The sequence below is a fragment of the Flavobacterium album genome (genome assembly GCF_003096035.1).
GTDB lineage: Bacteria > Bacteroidota > Bacteroidia > Flavobacteriales > Flavobacteriaceae > Flavobacterium > Flavobacterium album.
This window is the reverse complement of sequence record NZ_CP029186.1, coordinates 1,814,657-1,830,666: the sequence shown is the minus strand read 5'-3', so window position 1 is coordinate 1,830,666 and position 16,010 is coordinate 1,814,657. Positions and strand designations below refer to the sequence as shown.

Below are 16,010 nucleotides of genomic sequence, written 5' to 3'. Positions count from 1 at the left end.
ATAAAGACAGAATATGAAAAAAGTAATTTTAATGGCGGGACTTGCCATAACGTTATTGGCATCCTGCAAAAAGAAAGAAGAACCTATGCCGCCTGCAACACCGCCACCGGTTGAAGATCCTGCACCGTCACCGGCTCCAAAGCCCCAGGCCGTTGCTCCTGCCAATACTACTACAACAACTACGACTTCTACTACAATTGAAAAGGAAGACCCGGACGGAACATCCGTAAGTATCGGTAAAGATGGTGTAAGCATACAAAGCAAGGATGGCGAGAAAAAGAATAATGTTATTATTACCAACAAGAAGAAAGAGGTCGAAATAAAGACCGGCAATTAAGCAAAAAGTCCCACTTATCTGTGGGACTTTTTTATGCATTTTCAAGTTCTTCCTGTACGGTTTCCCATTCTTCCATTAGGACGTCAAGATCCTTCTTTTTCTTTTCATATGCTGAAAAGAAGGATGCATCGCCCATCAGCTTTTCCGGGTGTTCGGCAAGGGCGCGATCGTCTTTTTGTATCTCTTTTTCAAGCTCCTGTATCTGGCTTTCAATTTTACTAAGCTTATTCTGGAGCGTTTTATTTTTCTTTTGGTCTTCGTAAGATACCGGCTGCTTCGCAACAACTTTGGGCTGCTCTTTAACCACGTCTCTTTTTTCTACCTCACGCATATTTTGCATATTTCGCTGCTCCAAATAGAAGTTGATGTCCCCCAGGTATTCCCTTATCTTCTGATCCTTGAATTCATATACGATGTTAGACATTCCCTGGAGGAAATCCCTGTCGTGAGATACCAAAAGTAATGTCCCTTCAAATTTTTGCAGTGCAGCCTTCAACACATTTTTCGACTTGATATCAAGGTGGTTGGTCGGCTCATCCATCACAAGCACATTGATCGGCTGGAGGAGCAGCTTACATAGCGCCAGGCGGTTCCTTTCACCTCCCGAAAGCACTTTAACCTTCTTCTCCACATCATCGCCCCTGAACAGGAAAGCACCCAGCATATCCCGCACTTTGGAGCGGTTTGTATCGGTTGCTGCATGCTCCATCGTCTCCAACAGTGTAATTTCACCATCCAGGTACTCTGCCTGGTTCTGCGCAAAATAGCCCAGCTGTACATTGTGGCCCAGTTTTATTACACCGGTATAGTCAATGTCTTTGGTAATGGCTTTTATCAGTGTAGATTTCCCCTGCCCGTTCTGTCCCACAAAAGCGATCTTGCTTCCGCGTTCCACAAGCAGGTCGATATCTTTAAGGATTGTCTTTTCGCCATATTTTTTGCCTACGTGCTCTGCCTCTACCACCACACGTCCCGGTGTCATGGAAACTGGGAAAGAGATGTTCATTACCGAATTGTCGTCTTCATCGACTTCAATACGCTCTACCTTATCCAGTTTTTTGATGAGCGACTGTGCCATGGAAGCCTTAGAGGCCTTCGCCCTGAATTTTTCGATGAGCTTTTCGGTCTGCTCGATCTTCTTCTCCTGGTTTTTCTGGGTAGCGAGCTGCTTTTCCCTTATTTCATGGCGAAGGTCAAGGTATTGGGTATAAGGCTTATTGAAATCGTATATTTTCCCGAGGGATATTTCAATCGTACGGTTAGTCACATTATCGAGGAACATCTTGTCGTGCGATACAATGATTACCACGCCGGGATAAGTACGCAGGAATGATTCCAGCCATATGATACTCTCGATATCAAGGTGGTTGGTAGGTTCATCCAGCAATAGTACATCGTTGTACTGAAGCAATAGTTTTGCCAGCTCAATACGCATACGCCACCCTCCGGAAAAGGTATCAGTTGCCTTGTCGAAATCTTCTCTTTTAAAACCAAGGCCTAAAAGAATCTTTTCGGTATCACCTACATAATTATAGCCGCCCAGTATTTCATAATGGTGGGTATGGTCACTTAGGTCCTCTATCAGTTTTGAATAGGCTTCGCTCTCATAATCTGTACGTGTTGCCAGCTGGTGGTTGATATCGTCGATCTTACCTTCAACATCTTTTATTTCTACAAATGCCTGATAGGCTTCTTCTAATACTGTACGCCCTTTTACAAAGTCAATATCCTGCCTGAGGAATCCTATCTTCACTTCTTTTTCGGTAGCGATTACACCGGAATCAGGGGCAATATCGCCTGAAAGTATTTTCAGCATGGTTGATTTTCCCGCCCCGTTTTTACCTACAAGCCCTACCCTGTCGCCGGCACCGAGCCTGAAAGTTACTTCCTCAAACAAATAGGTCCCCCAAAGGAAACCGATAAATTATGTATGTTCAGCATTAATTAAATTCTTATTGCAGTATATAGACTGCCATTTTTTGCAAAGGTACTATTTTCAAAGGAAGCAATTTCACTATTGCATGATCTTTCTGCTAAACCGCTCCAGGTTAATTTCATGTGGCACAGGTATTCCCATTTCAATCGAATTGTAGAGTTCTTTGGCCATGGCAGGGCCGAGAATAACGCCACGTGTACCCAGGCCGTTGAGGAGGTGTACATTCTTAAATTCCGGATGGGTACCTACAAGAGCCTTCCGGTCCTTCGTGGTAGGGCGCACTCCGGCAAGCTGAGAAATGATCTCATAATCACAGGTGATAACGTCGTTAAGCCTCTCAATAAGCTCGTTTCTTGCTTTTTCTGTAGGGATATCGGTTTTATCATGCCATTCATAGGTAGCGCCTACTTTATAAATGTCATTACCCATCGGGAGGATGAAAACGCCTGCATTTACAATGGCATCAAGCTGCAGCAATGGTGCCCTTATAACCAATATCTCCCCTTTTGTCCCTTCTAATGGCAAATGGCTGAAGTAAGGATTGGAACGCATGCCAAAGCCTTCTGCAAAAATTATATGCCTTGCTTCCATTCCTTTATAAATATTATGATCGGTATGGATGTCAAGTGCGTCATGGTCAAAAGTTTCATTCAACAAGCTACCTGATATTGTCAAAAAATCGTGATAAGCATTAATCAGTATACTGGTATCCATATACCCGGTATGCAGCACCTTGCCAAAACCAAAGGGAGCAGGAAGGTATTCATATTGTGTGTGGATCAGGGAAGTTGACAAGAAATGCCCGAGCACCGGCTTGTCGGCTGCATTGAACCAATCGTTCTGTTCTTCAACAGAAGCGAATTTTCGATAAACCGGAATCTCAAAATCAAACTTTACGCCCAAACGTTTTTCGATCCTTTTATAAAAAGGCTCCATACACTCCACATGCTCAGCGGCATTTTGGTTAAGGCGAAGACGTTTCAATATAACAGGGTTGTAGATACCAGCAGCAACAAGACTGGAATTTTGCGAAGAATCGGAAACAACTATAAACGATTTTCCGTTCGTATAGGCTGTTTCAACAAAACTAATCCCGGCAAGGCCGCCACCGACAATGATATAATCTTTCATATGGTAAAAATAAAAAAACTCTTACCGCAAGGGTAAGAGTTTTCAATTATTTTGGAAATGATATTAGTAATTCCACATATCCTGCTCAAAGTTACGTATCTTTTCTTTGATACGCTCCGCTTCGAGCAATTGCATCTGTGAATTCTCTTTCATATAATCCTGTATAAGCCTGTCACCATACACGTTGTCTTCTTTGGTCATAACAGCGCTAAAACGCCTTGAGTTAAGAAGGTGGTCAAACGTTATAGGCATAGCAGAGTTCTTTTCATTAAAGGCTTTAGCTTTGTGGAGCACTTCCCTTGCTGCAGGAAAGTAAACCCAAAAAAGAGGAAAATACTCTTGTTCGATACCTTCTTTACCCATAGTTTGAACATCGGGAACTACCGGAGATATACCAAGCATCCTGTATTTAAGCTCACCCTGGCGCTTATCAAAGTACCACAAGCCGACAATCTCATATCCTGAAACGTCAATTGCTTTAATTTCAGTCTTAATAATGTTCTCAGGGGATATTTTCTTCTTGCCAGATCTGTAAGCTGCAGGGTCTGAGTTAAATTCATCAGTACCCGCCGAAGTTGTATCAATCCTGAATAAACGCTCCTCTATATCCTGCATGGTTTTTTTGGTTGTAAAATAACTATCGTCATATACTTCCGTAATCTTACCTTCCTTAACCGCTCCAATTAAAACGTCATAAAGTGGCTTCCTGTCAGGACCAAGATTCTCTTCCACAGGGAAATACATCGGAAAATTTATACGCTGGTCGATATCTATATATTCCCATACTTTCCTGGATTGTAATACATCCCTGTCGCCTACATAACCATAGGGTAATGGATTGTCATTATCCAATGAATCCTGTGCGGCAGTCTTTTTACCTATTTCCTGCGGAGTCTTGGCATTCAAAAGGTTTGATTGCGCAAATCCGTTAGCGGATATAAGTCCAAAGAAAACAAATAATGATAAAATCCTCCTGCTCATGTTATACTTTTTTTATTTGATTTAATTACTGTACTTCGTAAGTACACATAGATATTGTACGTGGTTTTTGATCGATACCTACGAAATTAGCTTTAATATCAGAGATAACTACAACATCACCCCTTCCAGCTTTTGCAATAGCTGATTTGGCTTTTGAATCCATTTTGTTACCCTGAACAATGATAGTTGGCTGACCAGGTACTTTCAAGTTGAATTGTGTCACGTTAACAGTTACCGGGAAGTCAAAATCCTCCATAACAGCTGAAATCGTACAAACTTCAAGGTTTGACTTAGGACCTTTAGCTGCAACTTCATTCCTGATTTTACCTGTAGGAGCAGGAAGACCTTTAATACGGAATACTTTCTTATCGCTTACAGTTGAATTATCTGGAAGTTTACCCGTAACATTAACAATTACCTCATTTCCAGAACCAGGAGTAAGTAAATATTGACCAGGCTTACCAGCAGACCTCATTCCAGGCGCAGAAGCAGTAACTTTATCAGAACCAATACCGGCAAATGAAACAGAGATCGGGTTATCAACACCACGATAAACTACGTTCATTTTATCAGCAGATATTGTTGCTGAGTTTGGCTTTGGTACAACAACATAAGTACCTTCAAATGCTAAAGGAACATTTTTACCATCTTCAAGGAAGTTAAACTTACCTTTTATGTTTTGTTCACCTACAGCACCCGCAGTCATTTCAATTTTAGCCTGCCCTGTTGCAGGGTCAATTTTACCAGGACCTTCAAAAGATACAGGTTTAGTATCCTCGTCATACCTGCCTAGTACTACTTTACCGGTTACCTTTTCTCCCTGGAAGTAAGCGTTTTTGTCAAGCACAACAATTGCCTGATATTTATTCATTGAAGTCGCGTCAATAGCCGCCTTACCCAAAGCAAGGTTATAAACGTTTGCTTCCATAACTTTCACGTTATTCTGCATAGCGCTAAGTTTTGTCAAAGAGGCAATTGAAGGGAAGCCTTTGTAATGATAGTCAAGATATTTTTTCTTAACTCCCTCACCATCTACAACATCAGCAGTATTGAACTTACTATCAAGCTCTCTTACAATAGCTTTATATTTAGTATCCAATCCTACGGCCTCCTTCATATCTTTTTTATACTTCTCGATAGCAGCAACAATCTCGTTACCTTTTTTAGAATAACCGTCGCCTTCAAACCACCCTTCATCGATCATGGCACTTTTATCCATTGCCTCATAAGGAAGTTTTCCGTCCTCTTTTCTTTCAACGTCTTTCGTGATATCTTTTTTAAGCGTTTCGATGTATGCGTAAAATTGAGCCGATATCCCTTTTACCTTTTCAGATAATGCTTTTGCCGGCGCAAAAGAAGCGCTTTCTGAAGCTTTCAGCTTGATAACTTCATAAAGCTGATCGTTAGTTTTAGCATTTTCAACATTCGAAGATTCAAACTGCTCGTTCATCAAACCGAAAGCTGATAATACTTCTTTTGACATGTTTAGTGCCAACATCGCGATGAAAACCAGATACATCAGGTTAATCATCTTTTGTCTAGGGGTTAATTTTCCTCCTGCCATTTCTAATTAGTGTCTTGTTTTTTTATAGTTATGTAATACTAATACTAATTAGTGAATTAGCCCCTGTTTCCCATTGCAGAAAGCATACCACCGTAAACATTGTTCAAAGAAGCAATATTTTGAGTCATAGCGCTCATCTGCTCTTTTAGTTTAGCAGCGTTATCAGCAATCTCTTTGTTAGCCTCAGCATTGCGTGAAGCGCTTTCAAGCTGAACTTTGTACAGGCTGTTCAATGATTCCATTTGTGCAGCAGCCATAGACATTTCCTCGCTGTATTTTTTCTGTGAAGCAATTGAGTCAACTGTTGGAGAGATTCCTTTAGCAGCAGATTCAAAGTTTTTGATGCTGTTACCAAGGCTTTCCATCAACGCGCCGTCAATTTTAGCTTCTTTCAATAGGTTGTCAAGTTTTTGTGAAAGTAGTCCCTGAGCTTCTTTCGGGTCTTCTTTTTTCACTTCTTTTTTCTTAGCCTCGCCACCTGCAAGTTCAGGATAAACCAGTGACCAGTCAAGTTCTTTTTCAACCGGGTCAAAAGCAGACAATCCGAAGATAAGAGCTTCTACACCAAGTCCTACGATTAGCATTATACTTGCTCCGGCCCAGTGTTGTATTTTAAAAAGTGCTCCAACGATTACAACCGCCGCTCCCATACCATAGGCAAAATTCATAACTCTTTTAGGTAGTGCCATAATAAAAATAATTTTAGTTTTTAGTTAAGTTAAGATTTAAAAAATATTCAAAAAATGTTGGTTACTGTTGATTTGCGGTATTCTGTGTACCCATGTAATCCTGTACTGTCCTGAAACCAATGTAGCTCCTTGCAGAATCGGCATATTCCCAATCCCTGGTACTTACCTGAAGGAAATAGCCCACATCCTTCCACGACCCACCACGGATCACCTTACGGTTATTATTAAGATCCGGTACGTTAGGGTTCATTGTAGAAACATATTCGTAAGAAGAAGCATCGTATGATGAATCGGTCCACTCAGAAACGTTACCTGCCATATTGTAAAGGTTGAAATCGTTCGGCTCGAATGATTGTGCTTCTACAGTATAAAGCGCACCGTCGGCAGCATAATCCCCCCTGTTCGGCTTAAAGTTTGCAAGGAAGCATCCTGTATCATTCTTAGCATAAGGACCACCCCAAGGGAATGTAGCAGATTCCATACCACCCCTTGCAGCATATTCCCACTCCGCCTCGGTAGGCAAACGGAACTTGTTCACGAACTGGTTACCTTTATCTTTTTGATAAGCATTTTTATTAAGAGTCCTCCATGCGCAAAACGCTTTTGCTTTCTGCCATGTAACACCTACCACAGGATATTCCCCGTAAGCTTCGTGCCAGAAATAGTCATTATGCATTGGCTCATTGTAAGAATAAGCAAAGTCTTTTATCCAAACAGTAGTATCCGGATAAACCTCTACTTTTTCATGCCTCATGTATTTACTCCTTTTGTTCCTTGTGCTTTTAGTTGATTTATCTTTTGCAGCAGCATCGATATCCATCCAGGTATAAGAAAAGATAAGCTTGGAAACATCCACAGTCCTCAAACCGTTATACGATTCTGATTCAGGCAGGTACATAGAGTCCATAACCTCAACATAATCAGCATCCGGATATTTTTGCGGATCCTTGATAAGTTTCGGCTTATGGTTCAGCCTTCTTCCTGCATACATATCATCAGGATTGTTAGGATCACCAAGGCTCCAGTAGTTATCATACATATATTGATCGTAAGGTGACTTCTCCGCACCCTCCTGGTCTTTAAATGCATATTCGCCTATACCACCGCTTCCCGGTGTAGCGCCAACCTCATCTGCCTGTATAGCAAGCCTGGTCCTGATAGTCGAATCTTTTACCCACTCCACAAACTGGCGGTACTCACTGTTTGTGATCTCCGTCTCGTCCATATAAAAAGAACGCACAGTTACCGTTTTAGTAGGGGCATCCTGTACATTAGCCAAGTCGTCATCAGACTTACCCATTATGTAAGCGCCACCCGGAACTAAAGTCATACCATAAGGCTTTTCAGGCCTCCACTTTTTTCCTCTAACACCTACCAGTTCCCCCCGGTCACTGGAACCACAGCTGATTAAAAATGATAAAGTTGCTGTTAATGCAATGAACTTCTTCATAGATTTGGGTTGTTTTTGTAATTCTATTTTTAAGGGCGTAAACCTATTTATTTATTTTCAAAAAAACAATTTTTTTAATAAAAAAACCATGTCAAAAAGCAAACATTTAAATTCTTGTTTACAAACTGGCCTTTTTTATAACAAAACTGTTAAATTATGTTTTTTCTTTGAGCTTTCCATAATCTTTCAGGAAACTCATTATTACATGCACTAATATAATCCTGATAGCTACATGGTAATAACGTATTTCTTTTCAATTTATTATCAACTCCCGATACAAAGGGGACATCGATCCACCATCTCTCCGTTTTGTCACTCTTGTAAAACACAATCTCCTCGTCTTCCGTAGGCACTATATATTTAAGGTATTGCTCTTTGCTCCCAAATGGGTATTCGTTAGAGCGGTAATGCATCCCTTCAATAAAGTACCACACCACCTGCGCTATCAGCGCTGCTTCCTGCCGGGTGTCCTCGTGGTTGAATATCCCAAAGGAACTCACTTTGTCGCTTATCCCTGCGTAGCGCGCTAAAGTACAAATTTCTTTGCCATCAAAACCATTTGGTATAAATTTAACAATATTTCCTGAGTCGGCCGACTTAACAGCCGTCATATCAATACATACCATATCGGCATCCCTGAATACCGGCTCCGCTATAGAAGGGTCGTTGCAAACCTCGCCCAGGCGATAGGCATCAAAGTATAATTTTTCTATAAGATCTATTTCTTCCTGCGGGTTATAATAGGTCTGGTAACCTATATTACTGTAATTAAATAGGTTATTCGGCTCATCAACGATGATATTCGTAAGATATGATCTTGCCGAAATAGGCTCATTTTCCTTCCCGAAGTCAAACCTGCTGTCTATTGCCACAAGATTCACCATTTGCTCCAGTCGATCATAGGCACGGTAAAGCCCATAAGCCAGATCCTGCGACCCGCCGATCACTACCGGAATAATCTTACTTTTAATAAGCGCTTCTGCAATACTTTTTACGGCATAATAGGTATCCTGAGGTGTTTCACCGGAAGGTATATTACCCAGATCGATGATCTCTTTATCCCAGTTGCCTGGAAAAAGGCCATAAAATTCTTTGCGTATATAATTAAGGTGTACGTGATCCTTTTTATCGTTCATGCCCCGGTTGTCCAACACGCCTACAATAGCGATGGCAGCATTTTCCATTTCGGGAAAAACCTCTTCAGTATGAAGTATGGCTTTTTTGCCTAATGCCTGCGGCGAAAGACCATTTACAAAACCGATAAGGTCTGCATCTAAAGGTTCTAAAAATTCAAAAGGCATTGTCGCTGTTTATTTCTTTTTTACTGCTGCTGTTTTTTTAGCCGGCGCTTTCTTAGCGGGCGCTTTTTTAGCTGCTGTTTTCTTTGCCGGAGCCTTCTCCTCTATCATGGCTTTTACCTGGTCGAGGGTAAGCTTTGCGGCGTCTATATCTTTGTTGAGCTCGATCTTGGTTTTCCCTTTCAGGATAACAGAGCGCCCCCAACGGGCTTTTTCTACCTTTATGCCTTCGGCTTCCCAGTTGTGGATCACCTTATCAACATCTTTCTGAAGTTTATCTTCAATAAGGTTTTCAAGGTCGGATTGCGAAAGGTTATCGAAATTGTATTTTTTGCTCACATTGATGAACATGCCGTTCCATTTGATGAATGGCCCGAAACGCCCAACACCTTTCTGTACCGGCTGCCCTTCATACATACCGATAGGCGCATCGGCCTGCTCTTTTTCGCTGATCAGCGCCTGTGCCCTTTCAAAAGTAACATCGAGCGGGTCTTCGCCTTTAGGGAGTGAAATGAACATTTTGCCAAAGCGCACATACGGACCGAAACGACCATTGTTCACTTCTACTTCTTCTCCTTTGTAAGTACCAAGGTTCTTTGGCAGCAGGAACAATCCAAGTGCCTGGTCGAGCGTGATACTGCCTATATTCTGCTCCGGCAACAAGCTTGCGAACTGCTTGTTCTCATCTTCAGCATCGCCAATCTGGGCCATTGCACCGAATTTACCCAAACGCACGCTCACCGGCTTGCCTGTTTTCGGGTCAGTGCCCAATATCCTTTCGCCTGATTCGCGTTCGGCTGTTTTTTCAACATTTATAACGGTTGGATGGAAATGCCCGTAAAAATCGGTCATCATTTTCGTCCAGTCCTCATTGCCCGAAGCTATCTCGTCAAAATCCTGCTCTACCTTGGCGGTAAAGTTATAATCAAGTATCGTTTCGAAATGGTTAACGAGGAAGTCATTTACAATAATACCTATATCGGTTGGCACGAGCTTCCCTTTATCAGAACCTACGTTTTCAGAAAGCTCCTGCTGCGTCACCGAAGCGCCTTTCAATATAAGCTGGCTGTATTTCCTTTCATGACCCTCGAAGTTACCTTTCTCAACATAATTCCTGTTGATGATGGTAGAAATCGTAGGTGCATACGTAGACGGGCGGCCGATACCAAGCTCCTCGAGCTTTTTAACCAATGCAGCCTCGGTATAGCGGGCAGGCGGCCTCGAAAAGCGCTCGGTTGCCGTAATATAATTATTCAATAATTTCTCATTTACCTGTAGTGCAGGCAGCATCCCTTCCTGTTCCGTATCCTCATCATCGTTGCCTTCCAGGTACACTTTAAGGAAGCCTTCGAACAAAAGCACTTCGCCCGATGCGGTAAACAGCTCTTTGTGGTTGTTGGCTTCTATCTTTACGTTAGTACGTTCCAGTTGCGCATCGCTCATTTGCGAAGCTACGGTACGCTTCCATATCAGGTCATATAGCCTGGCCTGGTCACGGTCGATATTCACCGTGTGGCGGGTCATGTCTGTAGGGCGGATGGCTTCGTGCGCTTCCTGTGCGCCCTTACTTTTTGTAGCATAAGTACGCGGCTTGCTGAACTCCTTGCCGTACGACCTTATAATCTCTGCTTCAGCCGCACCCATCGCTTCCTGCGAAAGGTTCACGCTGTCGGTCCTCATGTAGGTTATAAGCCCGGCCTCATACAGGCGCTGTGCCATCATCATGGTAACTCCCACAGGGAAATACAATTTTCGTGCTGCTTCCTGCTGTAAGGTTGACGTGGTGAACGGCGCTGCGGGCGACTTTTTTGCCGGCTTGGTCTCAAGGTCCGACACCTTATATATAGAGCCTATATTTTTATTTAAAAAATCCTGTGCTTCCTGTTTGGTCGCAAAATTTTTCGGAAGCTTTGCTTTAAAGGACTTACCTGCTTCATTTACAAATTCGGCGGTGATGCTGTAAGACCCCTCGGCTTTGAAATTTTGTATCTCGCGCTCGCGCTCTACGATCAGGCGAACGGATACCGATTGTACCCTTCCTGCCGAAAGCCCGCTTTTTACCTTTTTCCAAAGCACCGGCGAAAGCTCATACCCCACAAGCCTGTCGAGCACACGGCGCGCCTGTTGTGCATTAACAAGATCATAATTGATGTCCCTTGGGTTCTCTATCGCTTTTTGTATGGCTGTCTTGGTGATCTCGTGGAAAACGATGCGCTTTGTTTTTGCCTTGTCCAGTTTCAGTTCTTCCGCCAGGTGCCATGCAATAGCCTCACCCTCGCGGTCCTCATCGGAAGCCAGCCAAACCATTTCGGCTGATTTAGAAAGATCTTTGAGCTTTTTGACCAACGCCTTTTTATCGGAGGATACTTCATATTTTGGTTTGAAGCCATTTACCACATCCACTCCTATTTCCTTGCTCGGAAGGTCGGCAATGTGGCCAAAGCTTGACTCCACCTGAAAGCCCGCCCCTAAAAATTTCTCTATGGTTTTCGCCTTTGCAGGCGACTCAACGATCACTAAATTCTTTGCCATTATACTTTTCTTTGGTCGCAAAAGTATGTGATTTTTTTAAATATTGTAATGCACGTCGATTTAATTACACATATTTTGAGAAACAACAGGCCTGTCAGAGTACATTAAAACATATAATAGTAGAGGTGTAAAATAGAAAATCACCCTAAAAATCGTCATATAATTTTACACAACAACATCCTGTCAACTTGTCATAATATTGAATTAAATAGTATCTTTGCCGTCTAAAATGCACCGCCAAAGCGATATGGAGAAGATAATTGAAGAAAACAAACAGGGACAGAGCCTTGTTTTGGAGCAAAAAGAAGGAAATACAAAAAAGCTATTTATAGAAAGCTACGGCTGCCAGATGAACTTCTCGGACAGCGAGATCGTGGCTTCCATACTTGCCAATGAAGGCTTCAACACCACCCAGAACATTGAGGAGGCCGACCTTGTATTGGTAAACACCTGCTCTATTCGCGATAAGGCAGAACAGACCGTGCGCAAAAGGCTCGAAAAATATAATGCTGTAAAAAAGATAAACCCGGGAATGAAGGTGGGCGTGCTGGGCTGTATGGCCGAGCGCCTGAAAAGCCAGTTCCTGGAAGAAGAAAAAATAGTAGATATGGTCGTAGGGCCGGATGCCTACAAGGACATTCCCAACCTGCTGAAGGAAGTGGATGAAGGCCGCGACGCTATTAATGTTATTCTTTCCAAGGAGGAAACCTACGGCGACATTGCCCCCGTGCGACTCAACAGCAACGGCGTGACGGCTTTTGTTTCCATCACACGCGGTTGCGATAATATGTGTACTTTCTGCGTGGTGCCATTTACCCGTGGGCGTGAGCGCAGCCGTGAGCCGCAAAGCATCATGGAAGAGATACAGGACCTCTGGGACAGGGGCTTTAAGGAGATCACCCTGCTTGGCCAGAACGTAGACAGCTACCTTTGGTACGGCGGAGGCCTGAAGAAAGACTTTGTAAAAGCCTCTGAAATGCAGAAAGCCACTGCGGTCGACTTCGCACAGCTGCTGGATATGGCGGCCACTGCCTTCCCTAAAATGCGTTTTCGTTTCTCGACATCCAACCCGCAGGACATGCACCTGGAGGTGATTGAGGTAATGGCAAAACACCATAATATATGCAAGTACGTCCATCTCCCGGTACAAAGCGGCAGCACACGTATATTAAAGGAGATGAACCGCCAGCACACGCGTGAGGAATATATGGCGCTGGTAGACAACATTTACCGCATCATTCCTGAAATATCATTGTCGCAGGATATGATAGCGGGCTTCCCTACCGAAACCGAGGAAGACCACCAGGATACGCTGAGCCTCATGGAGCATTGCAAATATGACTTCGGGTTTATGTTCGCTTACTCCGAGCGCCCGGGAACACTGGCCGCGCGTAAAATGGTTGACGACGTACCGGACGATGTAAAGAACCGCAGGCTCGTGGAGATCATCAACCTTCAGCAGCAGATAGCCCTGGGCCGTACCCAGCGCTTTGTAGGCCAAATTGTAGAAGTACTTGTTGAGAAAGAATCGAGGCGTTCAGACCAGCACTGGAGCGGGCGCAACTCGCAAAACACGGTTGTGGTTTTCCCAAAAGGCAATTACAAGCCGGGTGACTTTGTAAATGTACTGGTGAGCGAATGTACATCGGCTACGTTGATTGGTGAAGCAGTGGGATATAGCGAAATAATGACATTATAATTTATGTCTCAGCAATATACCATTCATCAAAGCCTTAATGAGGAAACTGTTCGAAAAGCAGCTTCAAAACTGTTATTTACAAGGAAGCTTACAATTCTAATGTTAGTCCTGATTATTTTTTCATCGATAAATGCAGTAAATATATATGATGGTTTTAATGAAACGGAATACAGTATCCTGACTTTTTTCCCATTTATTATCTGCTTTGTTTTAATAATTGCACTTTTGTTTTTTTTCAAAAAAAAGATAAAAAACGATTACAGAAAAAATATAAGGTTTTACAGAAATATAACGTTTACATTTTCTTCGGAAGGGATGTTTGCAAAAGGAGAAGGATTTGAAAACAGGATGCCCTGGAACGATTTTGAAAAAATAACGGAAACTGAAGACTGGTTTTTACTCTACAGGAATAAGGTGCAATATCAGATAATTGACAAAAAGCAAATTACAGATTTTAGTATCGAAGATTTGAAATCATTTTTCAGGTCTCTGAATCCAAAAGTTAAAGTGTCGCTCAAATAATTAGCGATAAAATATATGGAAAGCGTACAAGCTATTAAACAACGATTTGAAATTATAGGGAACGATCCTAAGCTGAACCGCGCTGTGGAAAAGGCCATACAGGTGGCACCTACCGATATTTCGGTACTGGTTACGGGCGAGAGCGGTGTAGGTAAGGAAAGTATCCCGAAAATCATACATGCCCTGTCGCACAGGAAGCATGGCAAATATATTGCCGTAAACTGCGGTGCCATTCCCGAAGGGACTATCGACAGTGAGCTTTTCGGGCACGAGAAAGGGGCATTTACAGGGGCTACCGGTACCCGTGAAGGCTATTTTGAAGTAGCCGACGGCGGTACTATTTTCCTTGATGAAGTAGGCGAACTGCCGCTTACCACTCAGGTAAGGCTGCTGCGTGTATTGGAGAACGGCGAGTTCATCAAAGTAGGTTCGTCGCAGGTGCAAAAGACCAATGTTCGAATTGTGGCTGCAACCAACGTAAATATGTTCGATGCTATCGAGAAAGGCAAGTTCCGTGAGGACCTGTATTACCGTTTGAGCACTGTGGAGATAGCGTTACCGCCGCTTCGTGAAAGGCAGGACGACATACATCTGCTGTTCCGCAAGTTTTCCTCCGACTTTGCCCATAAATACAAAATGCCGCCTATAAAGCTGGATGATAATGCCGTGCAGATGCTGCAAAATTACCGCTGGGGCGGAAATATCCGCCAATTGCGCAATGTAGCCGAGCAGATCTCCGTTTTAGAGACGAACCGTAATATTTCGCTGGCTACGCTGCATCACTATTTACCCGAAGCGGGGACAAACCTGCCCGCTGTCGTAAAAGGGCAGAAAGCAGAAAGCGACTTCAGCAACGAACGGGAGATACTATATAAGGTGCTGTTCGACATGAAAAGCGACCTGAACGACCTGAAGAAGCTCACAATGGAACTCATGCAGAACGGCAATACCAACAAGGTGCAGGAATCCAACAAAGGGCTGATACAAAAAATATACGGTTCGGGCGTAGATAGCCACAGCGATTTTGAAGACCTGCCAAGGCCTGAAGTATTTGCGCCGCAAAAGGTACAAAGGCCGGAACCGGTGGAGCATCATGAGGACGATGATGACAACTACCTTTTCGCCGAGACCGTTGAGGAAGAAGAGACACTGAGGCTTGACGAAAAGGAGATCGAGCTTATAAAAAAAGCGCTGGAACGCAACAAAGGAAAGCGCAAGGCCGCTGCCGACGAACTCGGTATATCTGAACGGACACTGTACCGGAAAATAAAACAATTTGACTTATAGTCCATGACACAAGTGATGAAGCATATAAAAATTTTGATGGTGCTGGCCGTATTATTTACGCTGAGCGGCTGTTCTGTATACAATTTTACGGGTACGGGCAAGATCGACGCAAAGACGTTCCAGGTAAATTATTTCCAGAATAATGCCGAACTGGTAGAGCCGGGTATCGAGCGTACCTTTACGCAAAGACTGCAAAACCTGATACTGAACCAGACCAACCTTAGCCTCACCACATCCGGCGGCGACCTGGTTTATGAAGGGGAAATCGTGGAATACCGTGTGAGTCCGATGACCGCAACGGCTAATCAAAGGGCATCGCAGAACAGGCTCACGATATCAGTAATGGTGCGCTTTACGAACAAGAATAAAGAAGATGATAACTTCGAGAAGCGCTTCAGCTTCTACCATGATTACGCAGGCGACAACCTGCCAACGGGACCTACACTTACAGCGGCGCTGGAAGACATCTTTGAAAGGATAACCCAGGATATATTTAATGAATCGCTTGCGAAATGGTAATTTTTGGTTGACAGTTGCCGGTTGATAGTTGCCAGACAGCTGCGACCCAACAACCATCAACCATC

Annotated in this window: 12 protein-coding genes and 1 pseudogene; 5 read left to right on the top strand and 8 right to left on the bottom strand. The window is 43.3% G+C overall.

Annotation, left to right across the window (positions count from 1 at the left end; genetic code table 11):
• Positions 1–13: 13 nt before the first annotated feature.
• On the top strand, positions 14–337 hold the full coding sequence (locus HYN59_RS08065; protein ID WP_108777786.1) for a hypothetical protein: 324 nt from the start codon (positions 14–16) through the stop codon (positions 335–337).
• Positions 338–368: 31 nt separating this feature from the next.
• On the opposite strand, the pseudogene HYN59_RS08060 reads toward HYN59_RS08065, so the two are convergent.
• The 8 genes and pseudogenes from HYN59_RS08060 to topA form a co-directional block, all read right to left on the bottom strand.
• Positions 369–2,278 (bottom strand): annotated as a pseudogene (locus HYN59_RS08060) (ABC-F family ATP-binding cassette domain-containing protein).
• Positions 2,279–2,351: 73 nt separating this feature from the next.
• Positions 2,352–3,404 carry an NAD(P)/FAD-dependent oxidoreductase gene (locus HYN59_RS08055; RefSeq protein ID WP_108777785.1) on the bottom strand — a complete coding sequence of 351 codons (1,053 nt, stop codon included), beginning with the start codon at positions 3,402–3,404 and terminating at the stop codon, positions 2,352–2,354.
• A gap of 63 nt (positions 3,405–3,467) precedes the next feature.
• A complete protein-coding gene (gene porN, locus HYN59_RS08050) occupies positions 3,468–4,385 on the bottom strand; it encodes a type IX secretion system ring subunit PorN/GldN (protein WP_108777784.1) in 918 nt (305 codons plus the stop codon).
• Between the two features lie 25 nt (positions 4,386–4,410).
• Positions 4,411–5,949 (bottom strand): type IX secretion system motor protein PorM/GldM, encoded by a 1,539-nt coding sequence (gene porM, locus HYN59_RS08045; RefSeq protein ID WP_108777783.1) that lies wholly within the window; start codon positions 5,947–5,949, stop codon positions 4,411–4,413.
• Between the two features lie 56 nt (positions 5,950–6,005).
• Entirely contained in the window at positions 6,006–6,638 is a 633-nt protein-coding gene (gene porL / locus HYN59_RS08040; RefSeq protein ID WP_425433074.1) for a type IX secretion system motor protein PorL/GldL, read from the bottom strand.
• Positions 6,639–6,699: 61 nt separating this feature from the next.
• Entirely contained in the window at positions 6,700–8,088 is a 1,389-nt protein-coding gene (gene porK, locus HYN59_RS08035) for a T9SS ring complex lipoprotein PorK/GldK (protein WP_108777781.1), read from the bottom strand.
• Between the two features lie 149 nt (positions 8,089–8,237).
• Entirely contained in the window at positions 8,238–9,389 is a 1,152-nt protein-coding gene (locus HYN59_RS08030) for a formimidoylglutamase (RefSeq protein WP_108777780.1), read from the bottom strand.
• A gap of 9 nt (positions 9,390–9,398) precedes the next feature.
• Complete coding sequence (topA, locus tag HYN59_RS08025; RefSeq protein ID WP_108777779.1) at positions 9,399–11,918, bottom strand: type I DNA topoisomerase; 2,520 nt, start codon at positions 11,916–11,918, stop codon at positions 9,399–9,401.
• 247 nt (positions 11,919–12,165) lie between these two features.
• Here topA and miaB point away from each other — a divergent pair, with 247 nt between their 5' ends.
• From miaB to HYN59_RS08005, 4 genes are read left to right on the top strand one after another with little or no spacing between them, the layout of a single operon-like run.
• Positions 12,166–13,617 (top strand): tRNA (N6-isopentenyl adenosine(37)-C2)-methylthiotransferase MiaB, encoded by a 1,452-nt coding sequence (gene miaB / locus HYN59_RS08020; RefSeq protein ID WP_108779674.1) that lies wholly within the window; start codon positions 12,166–12,168, stop codon positions 13,615–13,617.
• 3 nt (positions 13,618–13,620) lie between these two features.
• Positions 13,621–14,139: a YcxB family protein gene (locus HYN59_RS08015; RefSeq protein WP_108777778.1), complete on the top strand. Its 519-nt coding sequence runs from the start codon at positions 13,621–13,623 to the stop codon at positions 14,137–14,139.
• Between the two features lie 15 nt (positions 14,140–14,154).
• A complete protein-coding gene (locus HYN59_RS08010) occupies positions 14,155–15,426 on the top strand; it encodes a sigma-54 interaction domain-containing protein (protein ID WP_108777777.1) in 1,272 nt (423 codons plus the stop codon).
• A gap of 15 nt (positions 15,427–15,441) precedes the next feature.
• Positions 15,442–15,945: an LptE family protein gene (locus HYN59_RS08005; protein WP_108777776.1), complete on the top strand. Its 504-nt coding sequence runs from the start codon at positions 15,442–15,444 to the stop codon at positions 15,943–15,945.
• The last annotated feature ends 65 nt before the right edge of the window (positions 15,946–16,010 follow it).

What these genes read in the sequence shown, in the direction of transcription:
- HYN59_RS08065 (WP_108777786.1), top strand. Translation starts at nt 14, where the DNA reads ATGAAAAAAGTAATTTTAATGGCGGGACTTGCCATAACGTTATTGGCA.
- HYN59_RS08055 (WP_108777785.1), bottom strand. Translation starts at nt 3,404, where the DNA reads ATGAAAGATTATATCATTGTCGGTGGCGGCCTTGCCGGGATTAGTTTT.
- porN (WP_108777784.1), bottom strand. Translation starts at nt 4,385, where the DNA reads ATGAGCAGGAGGATTTTATCATTATTTGTTTTCTTTGGACTTATATCC.
- porM (WP_108777783.1), bottom strand. Translation starts at nt 5,949, where the DNA reads ATGGCAGGAGGAAAATTAACCCCTAGACAAAAGATGATTAACCTGATG.
- porL (WP_425433074.1), bottom strand. Translation starts at nt 6,638, where the DNA reads ATGGCACTACCTAAAAGAGTTATGAATTTTGCCTATGGTATGGGAGCG.
- porK (WP_108777781.1), bottom strand. Translation starts at nt 8,088, where the DNA reads ATGAAGAAGTTCATTGCATTAACAGCAACTTTATCATTTTTAATCAGC.
- HYN59_RS08030 (WP_108777780.1), bottom strand. Translation starts at nt 9,389, where the DNA reads ATGCCTTTTGAATTTTTAGAACCTTTAGATGCAGACCTTATCGGTTTT.
- topA (WP_108777779.1), bottom strand. Translation starts at nt 11,918, where the DNA reads ATGGCAAAGAATTTAGTGATCGTTGAGTCGCCTGCAAAGGCGAAAACC.
- miaB (WP_108779674.1), top strand. Translation starts at nt 12,166, where the DNA reads ATGGAGAAGATAATTGAAGAAAACAAACAGGGACAGAGCCTTGTTTTG.
- HYN59_RS08015 (WP_108777778.1), top strand. Translation starts at nt 13,621, where the DNA reads ATGTCTCAGCAATATACCATTCATCAAAGCCTTAATGAGGAAACTGTT.
- HYN59_RS08010 (WP_108777777.1), top strand. Translation starts at nt 14,155, where the DNA reads ATGGAAAGCGTACAAGCTATTAAACAACGATTTGAAATTATAGGGAAC.
- HYN59_RS08005 (WP_108777776.1), top strand. Translation starts at nt 15,442, where the DNA reads ATGAAGCATATAAAAATTTTGATGGTGCTGGCCGTATTATTTACGCTG.